The organism is Grimontia sedimenti (assembly GCF_011045095.1).
In the GTDB taxonomy this organism is placed as follows: Bacteria; Pseudomonadota; Gammaproteobacteria; order Enterobacterales; family Vibrionaceae; genus Enterovibrio; species Enterovibrio sedimenti.
Genome location: NZ_JAALDL010000005.1, coordinates 154371 through 172234, shown reverse-complemented (window position 1 = coordinate 172234; position 17864 = coordinate 154371). Strand labels below are relative to the sequence as shown.

13 protein-coding genes and 9 tRNA genes are annotated in these 17864 nt (G+C 44.7%); 8 read left to right on the top strand and 14 right to left on the bottom strand.

What is annotated here, in order from left to right:
- The first annotated feature begins 158 nt into the window (after positions 1-158).
- The 8 genes from G5S52_RS09380 to G5S52_RS09345 are packed head-to-tail and all read left to right on the top strand — an operon-like array spanning position 159 to position 8349.
- Positions 159-1097: a hypothetical protein gene (locus G5S52_RS09380; protein WP_165013004.1), complete on the top strand. Its 939-nt coding sequence runs from the start codon at positions 159-161 to the stop codon at positions 1095-1097.
- A gap of 13 nt (positions 1098-1110) precedes the next feature.
- On the top strand, positions 1111-1839 hold the full coding sequence (locus G5S52_RS09375) for a hypothetical protein (protein ID WP_165013002.1): 729 nt from the start codon (positions 1111-1113) through the stop codon (positions 1837-1839).
- Complete coding sequence (locus G5S52_RS09370) at positions 1839-3008, top strand: hypothetical protein (protein ID WP_165013000.1); 1170 nt, start codon at positions 1839-1841, stop codon at positions 3006-3008. The genes G5S52_RS09375 and G5S52_RS09370 overlap by 1 nt, the downstream gene beginning before the upstream one ends.
- Positions 2956-4386: a hypothetical protein gene (locus G5S52_RS09365; protein ID WP_165012998.1), complete on the top strand. Its 1431-nt coding sequence runs from the start codon at positions 2956-2958 to the stop codon at positions 4384-4386. The genes G5S52_RS09370 and G5S52_RS09365 overlap by 53 nt, the downstream gene beginning before the upstream one ends.
- An 11-nt stretch (positions 4387-4397) precedes the next feature.
- Complete coding sequence (locus G5S52_RS09360) at positions 4398-5690, top strand: hypothetical protein (protein WP_165012996.1); 1293 nt, start codon at positions 4398-4400, stop codon at positions 5688-5690.
- A complete protein-coding gene (locus G5S52_RS09355) occupies positions 5674-6447 on the top strand; it encodes a hypothetical protein (RefSeq protein ID WP_165012994.1) in 774 nt (257 codons plus the stop codon). The genes G5S52_RS09360 and G5S52_RS09355 overlap by 17 nt, the downstream gene beginning before the upstream one ends.
- Positions 6448-6461: 14 nt before the next feature.
- Positions 6462-7760, top strand: coding sequence for a transglycosylase SLT domain-containing protein (locus G5S52_RS09350; protein WP_165012992.1), 1299 nt, complete (start codon positions 6462-6464; stop codon positions 7758-7760).
- A gap of 10 nt (positions 7761-7770) precedes the next feature.
- A complete protein-coding gene (locus G5S52_RS09345) occupies positions 7771-8349 on the top strand; it encodes a hypothetical protein (RefSeq protein ID WP_165012990.1) in 579 nt (192 codons plus the stop codon).
- Positions 8350-8380: 31 nt separating this feature from the next.
- Here the strand turns inward: G5S52_RS09345 and G5S52_RS09340 are convergent, their stop codons facing one another.
- The 14 genes from G5S52_RS09340 to G5S52_RS09275 form a co-directional block, all read right to left on the bottom strand.
- Positions 8381-9349, bottom strand: a complete 969-nt coding sequence (locus tag G5S52_RS09340; RefSeq protein ID WP_165012988.1) for an arginine deiminase-related protein — start codon at positions 9347-9349, stop codon at positions 8381-8383.
- 192 nt (positions 9350-9541) lie between these two features.
- Positions 9542-10033 (bottom strand): Lrp/AsnC family transcriptional regulator, encoded by a 492-nt coding sequence (locus tag G5S52_RS09335; protein WP_165012986.1) that lies wholly within the window; start codon positions 10031-10033, stop codon positions 9542-9544.
- Between the two features lie 113 nt (positions 10034-10146).
- Positions 10147-14244 (bottom strand): zinc-dependent metalloprotease, encoded by a 4098-nt coding sequence (locus G5S52_RS09330; RefSeq protein WP_165012984.1) that lies wholly within the window; start codon positions 14242-14244, stop codon positions 10147-10149.
- 12 nt (positions 14245-14256) lie between these two features.
- Positions 14257-15060, bottom strand: a complete 804-nt coding sequence (locus G5S52_RS09325) for a hypothetical protein (RefSeq protein ID WP_165012982.1) — start codon at positions 15058-15060, stop codon at positions 14257-14259.
- 694 nt (positions 15061-15754) lie between these two features.
- A tRNA-Met gene (locus G5S52_RS09320) sits at positions 15755-15831 on the bottom strand.
- 157 nt (positions 15832-15988) lie between these two features.
- A tRNA-Gly gene (locus tag G5S52_RS09315) sits at positions 15989-16064 on the bottom strand.
- Positions 16065-16096: 32 nt separating this feature from the next.
- A tRNA-Met gene (locus G5S52_RS09310) sits at positions 16097-16173 on the bottom strand.
- A 159-nt stretch (positions 16174-16332) separates the two neighbouring features.
- Positions 16333-16408: transfer RNA gene (locus G5S52_RS09305), tRNA-Gly, on the bottom strand.
- Between the two features lie 32 nt (positions 16409-16440).
- A tRNA-Met gene (locus G5S52_RS09300) sits at positions 16441-16517 on the bottom strand.
- A 37-nt stretch (positions 16518-16554) separates the two neighbouring features.
- A tRNA-Gly gene (locus G5S52_RS09295) sits at positions 16555-16630 on the bottom strand.
- Positions 16631-16633: 3 nt separating this feature from the next.
- Positions 16634-16710, bottom strand: a tRNA-Met gene (locus tag G5S52_RS09290).
- 167 nt (positions 16711-16877) lie between these two features.
- Positions 16878-16953, bottom strand: a tRNA-Gly gene (locus G5S52_RS09285).
- A 4-nt stretch (positions 16954-16957) separates the two neighbouring features.
- A tRNA-Cys gene (locus G5S52_RS09280) sits at positions 16958-17031 on the bottom strand.
- Between the two features lie 157 nt (positions 17032-17188).
- Positions 17189-17797, bottom strand: coding sequence for an alpha-ketoglutarate-dependent dioxygenase AlkB family protein (locus G5S52_RS09275; RefSeq protein WP_165012980.1), 609 nt, complete (start codon positions 17795-17797; stop codon positions 17189-17191).
- Positions 17798-17864: the final 67 nt, after the last annotated feature.

Sequence of the window (17864 nt, the reverse complement as noted above, 5' to 3'; positions counted from 1 at the left end):
TCAGAAAACAAACTGCGAGATAAATTGTATTTTCAATGAAAGAAAATGAATACAGAATAATATACTTTAGGACCTAGATTTTCTTACATTGAAACTATTTAGTTTGCGTGATGGCAGTCACATGAAATAAATAATAGAACGCTTCAAAGTGATTCAATATGGACATAGAATCCCTTTTTATTTTCTTTACAATGAATACTGTGAAACGATACGCAATATTGTTTGTCCTCACATTTTTTTCTTTGCCTAACTTTGTTTTTGCGGTGGATGAAAACACTCTAAAAGTTTCTGGCTTTGGTAAAAGTGAAGACGAAGCATTAATTGATGCCAAACAGAGATTATCTCAATCCATGCTTAGTAAGGTAAGCTCGGATACTAGGCTATATACGAAGAAAATAGATGGCCTTATCAGTAATTCATTCACTCAAGACGTTTCGAGTATTGCAGAACCCGTATTAATGCCCTCACTGTCTGTTATTGATAAAGAATGCGGAAGCCAAGGATGCAACATAACCTATTCTTTATCAAAAGATTTATGGGCAAGCACTTTAGCGTCAAACATTAATGAAATTCTGGTTTCCACGAGTAGCGTTAACGCGATAGACCATGCCAGTTGGTCGTCTTTCTTTACGATAGCTTCTGCCGTTGAAGATATGAAAGATGCGTATAGACAACATCTAATATTGGTTAACTTATCACCAGAAATAGCTAAAGAACTGAGTATTAAAATAGAAAATACAGCTCAGTTGCTGGGAAAAAAACTCCCTTACAGCAAAGTTAACGTCAGAAGCGATAACCTTCCTTTTAGCTCTCAGGTTGCAACTTCTCTTATCCATAATCGCTTCATTGATGCCTCTAGCTCATTAACTATTTTCATTAGAACCAAATCAAAATCCGGAAAAAGTGGGCAAAAATATGCTGGGAAAGCATCTGCCGAGATCAATTTAATTGATGGAAACAGTCCCTACTCAGGCGGGCTAAAGAAAACAGTTTCAAAAACAGCCTTCTCTTCAACGGACAAAAATGATGCGTTGGAAATGGCTGAGAAGGAATTATTAAAAAAACTGAGGGATGCAGGTCTCTCAGGTACATTCTGACAAAGGAAATATCATGTTCAAAAAAACGCTAATCGCAGGCCTTATGATGTCCGCTCTCGCTGGCTGTCAAATGACAGGTGAAGAGTCTGCACAACTCGACCGTAAAGCTTGGTCGCAAGAGTTGCAGACACGCTGCTCTGAGATGACAGATACCTTTACACCTGCAGGTTATGCGGTAGACAAAACCTCACAAGCCGTTTTGGCTGTAACTGAGCGTCAATGTGCAGTTCTGGATGACTACCAAACACTGTCAGCAAACTATGCCGAGATTATTGGCTTCATGGAAGCAAATGCTGACCTGAATGACCAAGAGTTGAAAGCTGCCATTGACGAGTATGATGCGGACAAAGCTGAGAACAAAAAAATCGGTCCATTGATTGCTAAATATGAAGCAGCTACAGACAGCATTTTTAGTGAAAACCTTAAGTTAGCGGCAGAAATGGGACTCTTAGCCGTTGAGATCGCAATCATTGCAAAAGATAACGGCCCTGCTATCGCTCAAGAACTGGTAACCACGAATGCTACAGGCTTCCTTGGCAACCTAATGAGCTCCGACGATGAAGCAGAAGAAGCTGAGGATGAATCAGTCGCTGACGATCTGCCAATCGTTCAAGCTTACTTTGAAATGGAAGATCGTGCAGACCTCGCACTTGAAGCTCAAGATCTGATCAATGAAGAGCAAGCACTTATCGAGCGCATTGCAACTATTGACGAGATCATCGAAGAAAAGGTTGAAGGCTAATGAAACCTACCAGACTTGCTAGTCTGGTAGCTCTTGTTGCTCTGGCTGGGTGCCAGAGCAACAGCGCTAGCCAGACATACTCAGCAGAGAGCACAAACGGAAACTCGTCCCTTATTATCGCTAAATCCGCTCTGGACTTTAACGATTCAGACATTGAAGTACCTGCTTACTTCAACACTCAAGGACTGCAGTTTTGTGAGTTTACGCCGAACGAAGCTGACTCACGTTGCCCACTCGCAAAAAAAACCATTCGAATGTACTTTGGTGATGTGCAAAACAAAGTAGAAAACAATGGTGGTGTAGACACTGTTTTTAAACAGATAAACACCAGCATGAATAGCTATGACGTTAAGGCACTGGAAAACACACTGGAAAACCAATTTGCAGGCGTTAACCGATTCCGTATCCTGACCCGCGACAGTCAAATGATCAATGCAGGATTGGAAGAAATTCTGCAGGAAGAAGGTGCTGGAACAGTTGCCAAAAAACTGTCTAAAGGCAACAAGCTAGAAACAGATTATCTGTTTAAAGTCGATGTGCTGAAAACTGCAGATATGATGTATGGTGCCAAGAAGTCGCTTTTCCAGTCTGCTATCGAAATCAGTACTGGTGTCATCGACCCTTACACCCGCGAAAAAGTCAGCTACCCAAATGTGGGTAAAATCCGCGTATCAAACTTCGATGTTCGCAATAAAGATGAATACACCTCTGTGATCGTCAACGGTGATTACTATCGTGGTTTCAATTACGCGAGCAATACTGACGTTAGCGCTGTTTTGAATGAGATGGCTTCACGCAGTTTCGACATCATGCTTACCCGTCTTCTCAAAGAAATGCCAGCCACTGCACAAGTCATGGGTATTAAAGGCGACCGTATTTCATTAGACCGCGGCCAGAATGCCGGCGTTCTACCAAATGAAACCATGGTGGTTTTTGAATACAGTGCAGGCTTTGTTGAGCCAATCGGTGTTGCCACAGTCAACCCTAGTGCACAAAGTGCTCAAGGTAAGATCGTTAGATGGAAAAACTCTTCGATTGCTGATGACATTCAAGACACTGCCGATAAAGGCATTTACCGACCAACTCGCGACCGTCGTATTTTTGCGGTAAGCGTTGGTGTTCCGGCAGACTTCCTCAAGGAAAGAAGCACATGGACAGGTCAAAGCTAAGCAAAGTAGCGGCATTGATGCCGCTGTTTTTTCCATCCAATCCCAAGCTTTTGAACTTGAGCTTTCTGGATTTGGAAGCCCTGTTTTAGCAGAACAGGGCTGTTCTTATGGAAGAGGGAAACTCGCTGTTGAGTCAGCACAAGCGCAAGCTGCGGACAATCTTCGCTCCGTGCTTCAATCTACCAATCTGTTGTCTTCGGCCAAACGTTCTGAAAGCTTTGATGATTCAGTATTCAGCGATAAAAACATTGAAGCTATAGCAACGGGACTCGCCAATGGCACCATGGTGCTGGACTTCTCTGACCCTGAAATCTTAGGCGACGATACATGTGTGACCGCCAGACTTCCACTTGATGCTCCGGAAAGTTTTGAAGGGGATGATATCGACTGGGAGGAAGACACCACCAAGTCCATTATCGTGAGCGGTGAAGGCTTACATGACAAGGTGGCAGGACTTACCGCGCGTCAAGTTGCCGAGCAGGATGCTTTGAGAAGAGCTATCAGCCAAGTTCTTGGTGTCGTCATCAAGTCCGCGCTCTCCTCTTCGTCGTCATCAGAGTTGTACCTGACGGAATCGAATGAGTCTTTAAAATCAGCAGAAATGGTTCGCCAATCTCTCTCAATGAGCAGCCATGGCACAGTCAAGAGTTGGAGCGAAATATCCAGCAAGTCTTTGCCTGGTGGCATGATCGAGGTCACCTTGAATGTCGAGGTTGAAAAAAGCGGGCTGGAAGCAAAACTCAAAGAAGCAATGCAACGAATCGGCAATCCCAATATTTTTGTCGTCTCCGAGCATGCGAATGTTCGCTACCATTTGACGCAAGCCCTCACCTCTTCTGGAATGACGGTCACCGCAAGTCCAGAGAGTGCCTCGTTGTTATTGGTTGCAGATGCCAAACCTTCACCTTCGAAGTCAGGGACTCGCTTGCAGCTTGATCTAAGCATCAAGGACAGATTAGGAAATAACTATGGTCAATGGCGAAATGACCCATCGTTAATTGCACTACCCAGCCACGATGACGTGTTAAGCACATTGGCAGAGGTTTATCTGCAATCAGAAAACAACCAAGTAGAGATTCGTCAAACCATCCAAAAGGCTTCTCACGCTCTGGTTCAAGCTGGCGGACCTATCAGAGAAATTAGCATTGCCAACCATATCGCAGGCGATCATTCCAAACTCCATGCTGTACTGAGTAGCCTTGCTGATGTTTCAGATGTAAAAGTCTCAAAAGGCAAAAATTCGACCCTTGTAAGACTCCGCTCTATCAACAGCCTAGGTGAATTGTCACACCTTTTATCCCCAGCCATGAAAGTACATACAGACGGGAAAGCTATTCAGCTGACAATCCACAATGATTACCAATTATCAATGCTATAACCGGAAATAAAATGATTAAAAAAACGCTGTTAGCCCTGCTTGTCGCAGGCTATGTTTCACCTGTTCTTGCTGAAGACTTTGATTTGTCAGATCTTGTTCCGGCAACGGCAGCATCTGCAGAAATTACAACTGTCGACACCTCGAATACACGCGAGGTGGATGATGTAATCTTCGCTGAGAATGCGCAATCTGGCGTACTTTCAGCGCATCAAAGCTTGGTCGAAGATGGTGAAGATGGCGTCAAAATGATCGCCGTTGGTTCGGGTATTGGAATACTTTCGACGGGCAGCAGTTACTACAACAATTACGACAACCGTAACGCAACACTTTTGTCAAAAAGAGGTGCGTACACTAAAGCATTCCAAATTGCGAAAAAGCAATTGGTGGAAAACTTCGAAGGCATGAACAGTGCGTGTACTACCGTATCTAACGAAACAATGGATGTCATAGATACAGGTAACGATAGCGTCGCAAATACCTTTTCATCTATTTCTGATACTTGTACTGAATCTGTAAAAGGAGCACTGGCTGGCTACGTCACTTTCGATGTCTACGATGACCCAGAGGAAGGCTTTGTTCGTGTAAGCCTCATTTCAACACCAAAGACTCGTGAGCAAACGAAAAGACAATCAGGTGCATTGACTGAAACCACGAATCCAAACGAGATTTTCAAACAAGTTATTACTGACCTGAAAACCGGCATTCTTCCTCCAGTAGGTGCTAAAGTTCTTACCCATCCAGAAACCCAAGAAACCTATGTTTTGGGGTTTGGTTCATCCATCATTCGAGAAAATAGCAGCAAAGCGATTCAACGAAAGATGCTTACCCTCGCCAAAAACCAATCGCAAACCAAAGCAAGAAATGCGCTGTTAGCGACCATGCAAGGTGAGCAGGTTTATTGGGCGGGTGGCTTTTCTGAAAACCAAATGGAAAGCAATGAGCAATTTGAGTATGCGCCAGACAGTTTGAACCCAGCGGATGCCAAAGCACTAGGCGAAACAAAGAACTCATTCATCAACAATATCAAAATGACTGATTCTTACAGTACATTTGCTTCAGGTAAGCTCCCTCAAGGGGTGTCTGTTAAATCATTCAAGAGCACAGATGGTGATTGGATGCTTTCTGTTGCCGTTTATGCGCCATCACTCGAAGCATCAGCTGCGAAAGCTGCCAAACAGAATGAAAAGCGGGTGAAAGAGAGTTCAGGCTCATCCTCAAAAATCAATGTTGATGGCGGACTATCCGATAGCAACAACGCCAACAAAGGTCCTTCTGGACAAGTGAGCAATGCGCAGGATTTGTAAGGCGGCAGTTCTCGTTGTATTAGCTGGCAGTTATTCGCTGCCAGCTTTCTCTTCTATAGCTGCGTGGCAATTCGCGGGAACAACATACGACGTTCAATGGAATGACAACAACGTTGAAGTCAATTTAACGCGAGACAATACAGTAAATGAATCAATCATCAAGGCAGAATGCCGAAGCGCATTAACACTACCCGTGCGGGCTAAAACCGAAAGAGAAATCATAGCAGCAGGTGTAATAACTCAACCGAGATGGCAAAACTGGCCATTTGCGGATGTTAGTGTCGAAATTGATAACTTGAGGTATTCCAATGTCACAGCGACGTCTGCGACATGTAAAGGTGACATATCAATTTCCAACATGGAGAAAGACCTAGAACGTACAGCTTTTCTCTATGCTCAGTTTTTTGCCGAAACGTCTGATTGGGACAGCTTACGTGCTGTCGCTCCAAAGTTACTCAAGTTACCAGAGTTTTCTAATGACACGGCAGGTTTGATAACCGTCATGCTAGCGGAGATAAAACCTGAACAATCGAGAAGTTATTACCAGGAGTATGTCGCCTCAAATAACATTTCTCGTAATGAGACAAAGTCACTATTAGCCCGTTGGCTTTGGAGATCGGGATATTTGCACGAAAGCCTTCGCATGGTCGAGAAGTGCCAAAGTGATGAATGCCAGTACATCTATGAAAATGTCAGTATTCAGCTGTTGGAAACTGAAGCAAATAGCGTTGATGATCTAGGCGCTTATTTAAACTAAAAAGCAGGATAGCTATGAAAACAAAACTTCTTATACTTGCTGTCGGATTTAACCTTGCAATTTATTCTATAGTTGCCAATGCGAACGATCCCTTTGCAGAGCTTAATCAAGAAGTCAGCGATTTGAATGCTAATTTCGACGATGAGTTTGCGGAGTGGTATCAAGCTCATCTGGCAGAATTCTCAGCCTGGCAAGCAGAGTATTTGAAGCGGTGGGATAAAGAAACCGACAAGTCGATAAAAACCTGGAATAGCCACAAGACTGATAGCGCAACAACCGTCGTGATAAACGATCCTGAGCTTGCAGCCCGCACAGTTATTGATCTTGAAAAAGGCGAAGTTACGATTAGCCACAACATCGATAGCACCAAGGTATCAAGCACAGAGGTAATCAAAGAAGTCGTTAAGAAGAATGAAGAGCTTTTCAAAGAGATGGGCTTTCAATCCGTCCCTGAGAAAGTCACTAAGGAACAAATCAAGCCGCGTCCTGTGCAAGACCAAGATGCCGTCATCGCCGAGCTAAAAGAAACAATCAATCAGCAGACTGAAAGGCAAATGAGCCAGTTGGATCAACTGGTTGAGAGCATCGCGCCTGACGAAAATGCTGCCAAGGTAATGGCTGAAAAGGAAAAAGCTAAGATGCGAGCAGTAGAACAAGAGCGCATTGCAGCTGCTGAAAAAGCCGTTGAAGAATCTCAGGCTAAATTTCAGAAGACATCAGGAAAAGTGGTCGATTTTTCCATGATCATGCCCTCAAACTCTGTATCGAAGCGGGCTCAAACCTTCATGCCTTATGTGCAACGAGAAAGTGAGCGTCAAAATATTGAGCAGTCACTTATTTTGGCAATCATGCACACAGAGTCACACTTTAACCCGAAAGCTAAATCTCATGTTCCTGCATACGGTTTGATGCAAATCGTACCAACAACTGCAGGCCATGATGTGAATAAACTCAAACGTGGAAAAAACTCTCCGATGACTGCAAAGGAACTTTATGTTCCTGGTGTTAACGTGGAAACAGGCGTGGCATATCTCGATATTTTGAAACGCAGATACCTGAAAGGTATTAACGACCCAGTCAGCGCCAATTACGCAATCATCGCTGCGTATAACACGGGGGCAGGAAATGTCGCTAAGGCATTTGGAGAAAGAAGTGTCAGAGCAGCTGTAAAACGTATCAATAGCATGTCTTCGGAAGAAGTATACAACACTCTGGTTGCAAACCTTCCCTATGACGAAACGCGAAAGTACGTCCGTAAGGTTCGCAAAAAAATTAGCGAATACGAAAAACTAGAAACCTATTCATCAATCTGAGAGCAAAAAAATGAAATATAAAGCATTGGTATCTATTCTATTCACTGCCATTCTTGCTGGTTGTGGCTCAACACAAACAGCGCAAGAAAGCGAACCACAATTACCACAAACCAACATCCCAGATTGGGTATTTAATCCTTTCTCTGAAAAAGGACTGGCCGTAGCAAGCTGCGTTGAGTATTCAGAAAACTTTAATATTGACCGTAATCAGGCTGAAATGCAGGCTCGAATTCAGCTGATGCAATCACTTGATTCAAAAGTGAGCGTTCTGGAAAAAAGCTATCAGAAGATCAATAAAGGCGATGCTGGAAACCAATCAGCCGGCTCATTCGAACAAATCGCAAAAACCATTGCTGATGGTAAGCTTCAAATGGCAGTGACTGAAAAGACTACGATCGTCGACATTGCTGGCAAGCCGCAAATGTGTGTACTTATGAGTATGCCAACAAAAGCAATGAGTGAAATGTTCGATGGCATTTTAGACCAGACGGACGCACCAATTTCACCAGATGACAAAGCGGCGATGTATAAAGAGTTTATGGCTCAAAAAGCTGAAAAGGCCCTTGAGTCACAAACCATCACCCAATAAAAAAAGAGCCTGACATTTGTCAGGCTCTTTTTTAATGCGTCGGCAAGAAATTCTCGCCCAACATGCACCTTACGCTGCCGCCACCAATGGTTTCGATGATTGAAACATCGATTGGAACCAGTTTGCCATGTTTACGTAACACACGTTTTTGCTCCAAGGTAAACGCATTATAGGCTGAAAGTGACATCGCGATCAGTCGCTCGCCTTTGTCGTTTTGAAGTTGGAGGATGTTGCCGCAAAACTGACCCATTTGCTCTTCAGTAATTGAAACGACATCTTTCGTCTTTTGTAATGAATTCAACACTCTGCGACGCTCGAATTCTTCAATGATTTCATCGCATATTACTGCGAATCCCTCACCCACAGCCATCATCACATTGGTGTGATAGACAGGCGAGCCAGAAGACATTCGGGTATCGAAATAAATCACCTCTTTGAATCCCGCGCGATTTACATACTGCTGGAGTAAATCACGATCACAGCGCACTGATAGAGCTGCGTAAACGGTGGAGTTAACATGATCCATGATCATAACTCCGGTGCTTTCCAAAAAGGCTTTTGGTGCATTTAAATCACCAAGGCTATGTACTTTTGGAGCTTTGAATCCGGACTCTCGCAATGCCTTGACTAAGGTATCCGATCGAACTTCACGACGGCGGTTTTCACATGCCATTGGGAAGAGGTAAATATCACCAGTAATAGAGGTAGAAAACCAATTGTTGGGGAATACGGCGTCCGGTGTTTCGCCTTGCTCTGAGGAATAGTCCATTACTGTCACATTCACTCCGTGTGACCGCAATAGCTCTACCATTCCATAGAACTCATTTAGCGCTTTGGTACGGATTTCTGCATCAGAAAGAGTCAGGGATTTCTGGAACTCGTTGTCTGCGCTAGTTTCCACGTTAAATTTGAAATCAATAGGTGGCACCATCACCACAGCGTTTGCTGCGTGGACAGTGGCCTGAGAGTTGATCGTATCTCTCGGAATGGGTGCGACCATCTAAACACCTCAACATTTTATTAACATTGTTGTTATAGGGATTAGTTTAGCCATGGTCACAAAGGAAAGTTACCTGAAAACGAAGAAAATATGTCGACTGGTGTAATAAATTAACTATCAATGATAGAACCCATAGGTAATATACCTATGCAGCACAAAAAATGCCCTTTACTTTGTCTTAACGTTTCGCTCTTAAGACATCGCAATGAGGTCTGGGTTGATTCCAGCGCTCCGCTTATATTCTGCAATCACAATTTCACTTCTAGTTTGGATAACACCAGGAAGTTGAATAATACGGGTCGACATGAACTTCTGATAAGCCTTGATGTTCTTTACACGCACTTTCACCATGGCGTCGAAATCGCCAGAAAGTGAGTAGCACTCTTCAATTTCCGGAATCAACATCGCGGATTTAGCGAACTTATCAAAGATAGACAGGTTTGTTTGGTCGAGGCGCATATGAATAAACACAACCACGTCTAAACCCAGTTTCTCTGCGGAGATATCTGCGTGATACCCAGAGATGTACCCTTCCCTTTCGAGACGTTTTACCCGCTCAGAACATGGGGTGGTGGTAAGGTTTACCCGCTTAGCGAGTTCAACAACCGGCAGGCGGCCATTGGATTGGAGAATGCGGAGGATTTCGATATCTGTGCGGTCGAGGGTGGAGCTTGGATTGGTCATTTGAGGTGTACTATCTACTGATAAATCGAATAAAAACAGTGAAGCACAAACACAGTGTAAAGTAAAAACCCCAGCGAATTCGCTGGGGTTTGATTAGATATTTCGGTTAGTCGTTAGAAGCTAGAGATGCAGTCGTCTTCGCAAAGAACAACAAGGTTCCTAAAGCCTGTTTCATCCAATGCTTCAAGCTTCTTAGCTTCACGCTTAAGTGGATTCTGAACGTATTCATCGATGGCTTCATTAGAAACGCCCAGTAGCGCTTTATTAGCATCTGACATGTTGTTAACTTCAGCAACGTAAGCGGTAAGGTACGTCAAAGTATCGTTTGCAACATCTATACTAGCAAGCCAGATGTTCTTGTACGCAACCCCCATGTCGATCGCTGATTGAGTAAACCCAGCTGCAGTGAATACACAGCCTACATCAGCAAGGAAATAACACCCATTTTGGAACACAATGTCACCATTTGAGTAAAGCAGGTTAATTGCACCAATCAACTCTCCACCGGTGAGGAATGGCTGCGCATCCGTCAACGTAGTACTCAAGGCAGCTACAAACTTCTCGACACCCGGACCAAACTCAATCAACGCACTAACGTCATCGCTAGATTTAAGCTGTTCAGCATTCGCAAGTCCTGCCAGAGCATTGTCTTTAGCTGCTGTGCGTGCTGATTGGAACGAAACCAGTTGGTTAGCTGTATAGGTTGACAATAGGTACGCTTCACTCTGTTTATAAGATTCAAGCATTTCCTTACCCAGCGCCAAAGAATCTTCTCGAACATCTACCGCGATAGGTTGACCCTGCACATCGATAAGTTCATGTCCGAACGGCACTCGCCCATTGTAGTCATAGACAGAAACCTTAGAACGCATGGCAAACGCTTCTGGTTTGTACAAGTCAGTGCGGTAGCTGTCGTAACGCACCAGTACTTGGTTCATTGCTTTCGCGAAAGGCGTTGAACCACTGCGATTTAACCCGTATCGGGAATTGAACCACCAGCTAAGTCTGTTTGGAACAGCCCAAATTTCTGTATTGCTCCAACTTGGCGCCCAATTGACATTGCTGACCACACCATTTCCGTCAACGCTATACATCTCGTAAGGGTTTGGCATTGTACTGAAACGTTGCGTCAAAGCGGAAGCTTCTGGCAGCGGTGTATTGAGATTCCAGTGATCGATAAGTGCGTTAAGCTCTTCTCGAATTCCTGGAAGATCTACTAGTGCGAAGTCAACTCCTCGTAAACCAGATGGCATCAAAAGATGCTGGAGGGCAAGTACTTTGTCCATCCAGATGCCAAGGTGTTCTACTTCGTAACCAATGCTAGGTGCATCTTCGGTGCTTGCTCTATCAGCAAAGGTTACCTTATTCAGGTACTCGCCGTGGACAGACTCACCAGTTACCTTAAAGTTCAAAGCATATTTTGTACCAGAAGATCCTGTGAAGTAGTGTGTACCACTTGCCAAAGCATCGTTCATTTTCTCATCAAAACATGATGTTGGTAAATGAAGTTGGCTTGTATATGCCTTACCACCAGCAGAGCCTGCAAAGAAGTTCATCGTCGCCAAACCGAATTTCTCGTTAAGAAACTCACTAACAGGGCCAAATGAACCATCAGACCAGACACGTTGTTCAATGGTGACGTTACAGGTTTTCTCCGGCGTCTTCAGAATGTCCAGATAGAAGTGAGCTTGCTTGTAGGCGGCTGTTGCTACGTCACAGCGTTTTTGCTCTTCACCTGTTAGAGAGCTGCCTGACGGACACACTTCCGAGTAGTCAATTTCGAAGTCACGGAACTCTCGGTAGTAATCGTCCACCACCATGTTCATGTTGTTGAACTGGTAAAGAAGTCTAAAGTACTTGCTTAATGAACGATCGTTCTCATTGAATTCTACACGTCCATCGCGAGAGTTACGCAGCTCAAAGAAATCGTCATATTGTTGTGCATGATAGTCGGCGATTTGTTCGAAACTCGCCCCTTCATCAAACACTAAACAACCACTCTCCAACGCCACACGTCCGCGTCCGTCGGTACAGTATTGATAGTTTTTCAGCTCTTTATTCTGCGCCCAAAGCTCATCGGAGTTCTCTAACGCAACCAAAGCAGATGGCTGGCTGAGATCCACACTCTTGATGGCATCTTTCAGAGAAAGGTCAACAAGCTCAATTTTGTCATTCTCACGAAGATCGCGAATGGCTGACACAACCTCTTCATCAGACAAAACGGCTTCGTCGATGTTCTCATGAACCTCTACTTTACGCTGGTAGGCAAAACGAAGTGCCGCGCGGTCATAGTGGCCGAATGCTGGCTGAATGTTCAACTTCGACGGCAAATAGTCCATCACGCTCGAAGAAGACGCGACACCTTTGAGCCCCATGCGCTGTACTTCTTCTTGCGAATAGAAATTGTGTCCATCGTAACTACCGGCAAAGTTGTGGCGCAAGCCCAGGTTATGACCAATTTCGTGAGCGAGAACATGGCGGTAGTAATGTGCACCCATGTCGTCAGTCACGGCTTTGCGCTGTGAAGCTGTTAACTGATCCCACAGTTTCAACTTGCGAGGCTCACCATCGGCTATCTGTTGATCCGTCTGCTCTTGATAAAAACCTTCTTTCACGAAATCCAGATTTGTGATGTTAGTTTTTTCAATGGCTGTTGAAATAGAGTGCAGGTCAACTGGGTAGATGTTGTTTTCAATCATCTTCTCCAGTCTAAGGTCACGCTTCTCCTTCAACTCGGCGAAATCAATTTCTTCAGCACTATTGTAAGATGTGTCATTGATTGATTTTTCAAAAGATAGCTGCGCTTCGTTTGAAGAGCTTCCTGCTACCGCCGCATTAAGATCATCGCTTAACGAGATCGCGCTGGACGAAGATCTCGTCGGTTGAGGTTTAGAGCCGGCATCCGATGAGATATCAGCGGTGAGTTCATCATTGTTGTAATGATTTGCCAGAACATCCCAATGCCTTGCTGTCGATTGGATTAGGTTTCCAGGGAACATAATCGTGTATGCGCTGAGTATTTCACCTGTCAGTGGGTTTGCGAAACTTGGACCTAAGCCACCGCCGCCGCCATTGCTAGCCTCTGGTACAATGTGAACGACATTCTTGCGTAAATCACCGACTTTAACACCACTTGGCTCTGTGGCGTTCGCATTGACTAATACTAGCTCGGGAACAACACGACCGTTTTTGGAAAACTTATCTTCCAAGCTCTTGTTCATGTAATGGAAGCCTTCAATGGTGGCATCCAACCAAAGCTTGTTAATTAAGTTTCCTTTATCATCTTTGCGGAAGAATTCATCACTGAGGTAATACTCGATTTTGTCCTGATTAGGATCGAATCGATTAAGGAAGTAACCCTCGTAACCTTGTTGGTTCTCTACAAAGTTAGGGTCAAGCTTCTCGTAGGAAGTTTTGAAAAATCCAAACTTGTCATGCTCAGCAAGATCATAATGTACTGGCTGGTAGCCAGGCGTTGCGACCGTATCTAGCCTAACCAGAGAGTAAAATACCGTGTTCTTCTCAGGCTCTCCAAGCTCTAAAAAAGTATTATCTCCAACAATGTTGTGTTCAAACTCAATATTGATCACGCCTTCTTTCGGCAAGAACTCGACATGAGTCAGTACTTTGTTTATTTGCTTGTCAAAGTAGTGGTTGAAAAGCAGTTGATCATCATGGAGTGTGATTTGGTCGTATTCTGGAGTGAAATGCGTTTTCTGCCACCAGCGGACTGATGGGTCAGTAACTTTTTCTTCTTTATTCGTACAATCGCCGTATGAGTCTTCCTTACACTGATAGGCTTCATAGTCGCCCGCAAGCGTGAGCAACCTTGGTTCATTATGATCACCCGGGAAGCGCGACACCTCACCTTCAAAGGTAATATCACCCTCTAACTTCTCTGCGACCAAGCCATCTTTGCGAAGCTTGAGAGTGACCAGATTTTCTTCATTGAGGAAGTCGTACATGTATGGGTGAACATCTGATGTACGCGTTACGTCACCGAATGTTTGCTGAAAAGCCCAAACACCATCAAGAGGTATTTCGTAACAGTCAGCACAGTCGCCGATTCTAACGGGTGCATTATCTGTAATGTCTGCAAATGAGCTTTGATATATATCCCTATCGACAGTGTCGTAGGCTTGGTCATCTGCTCCACACCCTGCTATAGCAGCAGTGATGGAAACAGACAAAAATAGTCTATTAAACTTCATGCCAAAGTCCTTTTAGAATGAATAAGTTAAAGTGGCGGTGTAAGTGGCCGCTTTCTCGTTGAACAAATCGATGTTGCCGAGCGTGCCTCGCTCTGCATCGAAGTAAACGCCCGAGTTAGACGCAGACAACGCGCCTTTCAATGCGTCGGTAAACTTGTAGCTAGCGCTCAGCTGACCAACATATGTCCAGTCGCGACGAACACTGGAATAGGTCCACGAAGTACCACCAATGATGGAACCAGATAAGTAGGCGTCACCTATGCCGTAGCCAACACTGGAAACAACAGAAACCACATGCTCTGTCAGCACTTTTCCATTGACCGTTGTTTTGTATTGATGAAAGTTTTTGCGGTATCGAGGGGCAATCGAGAAGTTGATGCCAACTGCTTGACCCGAAACCGAGAACCCCAGACGTGCCGCGGTGTTGAGATCTTCTTTTCTAGAAGTTTCTGAAGTCGGAATAGTGAATTGTAAAGATGCCCCGACTTTACCTGTGTCGCCGAACGAAAAAAGAGAGGATCGAGACAAACCAATCACACTGTCAGTAAAAAAATCTCCTGTTTTGTCTTCATAAGTACGATAGCCACCTGAGCTCAGGTAGCCAGAATAGTTATCGCTAATTTTGTAATTTGCCGTCGCGCTCCAGTGAAGAGAACGGAGCGAGCGATAATCATCTTTGTCGTAGCCGTTCTGGCTGTAAAAGACGCTCGCTGATCCTCCCCAAGGGCTTGGAGCGTCAGTTTCAGCCATTGCCGTCATGGGCATAGAAGCCACCAACAACAAAGCAGTGCCGCATCCTAGCTGCAATTTTTGCATACCTATTTTCCCTGTAATGCAATCCGAATTTATTGTCTAAATACCAATCAAACGCTGATTTTTTATTTATTGGACTTCTATATATAAGTAATTAGGCACCATCAAAGTGGAACCAATGCACACTTTTGTACTTTTGAAGTAGTACATCAATTCATAGCTAGAGATCATGCGCCATATAGACACCATTCGAAGCATGTCTCATATTTAACAAATCTGTAATAAACAATGTTTCAATATATTTCTGGCGATCTCATAAAACGCAAAAAATAAGAAAGTAAACTTAATTAGGCGTAATGAATGAAAAAATAGACTGACTGGACTGTAAAGTAATTGCGGATTGTAAAACTATGATTTCTGATGGAAGCAGTGCAACTGTCTGACTGAACACTAACAAGCAGGGTTACTTTCAGGAGAAATTATCAAGAAAAATCGTAGAAAAAGTGAGCAACACTGAATAAGTCCACTAAACAATCTTTATATCAACAGATAAACTAAACATGGTTTTATTCAAGATCTCATCACTTGAAACTTAGATCTAGATTTGCTCAATTATTAATCGGGAATATTTTTGCGTCTTGAATATAAATATATAATTTACGAATTAATATTCGTCATACAATTAGGCGATAATAACGGAGAGAAACATAGAATTTGGAAATGAAAAAGCCCAGACCTAGGTCTGGGCTTTCGAATGTGGTTGCGGGAGCCAGATTTGAACTGACGACCTTCGGGTTATGAGCCCGACGAGCTACCAGGCTGCTCCATCCCGCGTCCGTATCTCACCGTTCAAGTACGATGGCAACTCCCACCTCTTCTAAGAGAAAGTGGGGCGACACACGAGGTTCCCGAGCTTCAAGGCTTAGGCGTGAGCTCAACCTTGGCAAGGTTCCTTGCATATCAAACTTCCTATGAATCGAAAGTCAAAATTTGGAGCGACACACGAGGTTCGAACTCGTGACCTCAACCTTGGCAAGGTTGCGCTCTACCAGCTGAGCTAGTGTCGCATGTTACCCGGCGAAGCCGAATAAACTAAATGTGGTTGCGGGAGCCGGATTTGAACCGACGACCTTCGGGTTATGAGCCCGACGAGCTACCAGGCTGCTCCATCCCGCGTCCGTATTTCACCGTTCAAGTACGATGACAACTACCCACCTCTTCTAAGAGAAAGTGGAGCGACACACGAGGTTCCCGATCTTCAAGGCTTAGGCGTGACCTCAACCTTGGCAAGGTTCCTTGCATATCACACTTCCGATGAATCGAAAGCTTTAAATTTGGAGCGACACACGAGGTTCGAACTCGTGACCTCAACCTTGGCAAGGTTGCGCTCTACCAGCTGAGCTAGTGTCGCATGTTACCCGGCTAAGCCGAATAAACTGAATGTGGTTGCGGGAGCCAGATTTGAACTGACGACCTTCGGGTTATGAGCCCGACGAGCTACCAGGCTGCTCCATCCCGCGTCCGTATTTCACCGTTCAAGTACGATGACAACTTAATTGGAGCGACACACGAGGTTCGAACTCGTGACCTCAACCTTGGCAAGGTTGCGCTCTACCAGCTGAGCTAGTGTCGCAGTTGGTTGCGGGAGCCGGATTTGAACCGACGACCTTCGGGTTATGAGCCCGACGAGCTACCAGGCTGCTCCATCCCGCGTCCGTATCTCATTGTTCTCGCACAATGACAGCGATTCCCATTTCTCAATCCCTTAAAAGAGATTTGAGCGACACACGAGGTTCCCGATCTTCAAGGCTTAGGCGTGACCTCAACCTTGGCAAGGTTCCTTGCGTATCAAACTTCCGATAAATCGAAAGCTTCGAATTTGGAGCGACACACGAGGTTCGAACTCGTGACCTCAACCTTGGCAAGGTTGCGCTCTACCAGCTGAGCTAGTGTCGCATCATGGAGGCGCGTCCCGGAGTCGAACCGAGGTCCACGGATTTGCAATCCGCTGCATAGCCACTCTGCCAACGCGCCTTCGTTTGTTCCGCTTCAGTAAGTTGCCTTCCTCTGCGGTACGGTGCGCATTCTACGGATTCACGTGATCTAGTCAACACTAATTTTGAAAAAAAAGTTCGTTCGCTCAATTTCACGGCAAAGTCGATATAAATCGACCATATCGAGCCTTTTTTGGTCAGGATTTCGTTAAGAAGTTAATATTCCGAAAAGTGAGGTTGATTCTCGGCCCCCTCAGTTTTGCGGTTTTCGGCACTGCATGCTGCCAATAAGTCTGGGTTTTGCCCGCCATAATCAGCAGAGAACCAGAACCTAATTCAAATTCGCGTTTTTCTCCAGTTTGAAGATGACGAAGAACAAAGCGGCGAGTTTCGCCAAAACTAAGCGAAGCGATACTCGGCTCGGTACCTAACTCCGTTTCATTGTCCTGATGCCACCCCATGTAATCCTGTCCATCACGATAAAGGTTCGCGAGCACAGAATTGTATGCCACACCAGACGTTTGCTCACATTGCAACTTCAAGGAAAGTAATGATTCAGGCATACGTGCGGCCTTCAGGTGAAGCCCTGAATATGAGTAGGCGTCACCAAACCACGCCTGCATTCGAGGTTGCAGCACTTCGCGACCAAACATTTTGATGGGTAACTGTTCCCAGGGAAGAGATTCAGAGAGGTGTTGGAAAATATCAGAAGCGATATTGGTGGGAATGAACTCAGGTTCCCAGAACAGTTTCCCGTCTGGAATGTCTATCCATCCTGTTTGCTGAAAAAGATCGCCCTGAAACATCTCATCTCCAATATTGCTTGTGTGAGATGAAGATACCGTTTTACCTCTTAACAATCGAGCGAGATAA

What these genes read in the sequence shown, in the direction of transcription:
- G5S52_RS09380 (WP_165013004.1), top strand. Translation starts at nt 159, where the DNA reads ATGGACATAGAATCCCTTTTTATTTTCTTTACAATGAATACTGTGAAA.
- G5S52_RS09375 (WP_165013002.1), top strand. Translation starts at nt 1,111, where the DNA reads ATGTTCAAAAAAACGCTAATCGCAGGCCTTATGATGTCCGCTCTCGCT.
- G5S52_RS09370 (WP_165013000.1), top strand. Translation starts at nt 1,839, where the DNA reads ATGAAACCTACCAGACTTGCTAGTCTGGTAGCTCTTGTTGCTCTGGCT.
- G5S52_RS09360 (WP_165012996.1), top strand. Translation starts at nt 4,398, where the DNA reads ATGATTAAAAAAACGCTGTTAGCCCTGCTTGTCGCAGGCTATGTTTCA.
- G5S52_RS09355 (WP_165012994.1), top strand. Translation starts at nt 5,674, where the DNA reads ATGCGCAGGATTTGTAAGGCGGCAGTTCTCGTTGTATTAGCTGGCAGT.
- G5S52_RS09350 (WP_165012992.1), top strand. Translation starts at nt 6,462, where the DNA reads ATGAAAACAAAACTTCTTATACTTGCTGTCGGATTTAACCTTGCAATT.
- G5S52_RS09345 (WP_165012990.1), top strand. Translation starts at nt 7,771, where the DNA reads ATGAAATATAAAGCATTGGTATCTATTCTATTCACTGCCATTCTTGCT.
- G5S52_RS09340 (WP_165012988.1), bottom strand. Translation starts at nt 9,349, where the DNA reads ATGGTCGCACCCATTCCGAGAGATACGATCAACTCTCAGGCCACTGTC.
- G5S52_RS09335 (WP_165012986.1), bottom strand. Translation starts at nt 10,033, where the DNA reads ATGACCAATCCAAGCTCCACCCTCGACCGCACAGATATCGAAATCCTC.
- G5S52_RS09330 (WP_165012984.1), bottom strand. Translation starts at nt 14,244, where the DNA reads ATGAAGTTTAATAGACTATTTTTGTCTGTTTCCATCACTGCTGCTATA.
- G5S52_RS09325 (WP_165012982.1), bottom strand. Translation starts at nt 15,060, where the DNA reads ATGCAAAAATTGCAGCTAGGATGCGGCACTGCTTTGTTGTTGGTGGCT.
- G5S52_RS09275 (WP_165012980.1), bottom strand. Translation starts at nt 17,797, where the DNA reads ATGTTTCAGGGCGATCTTTTTCAGCAAACAGGATGGATAGACATTCCA.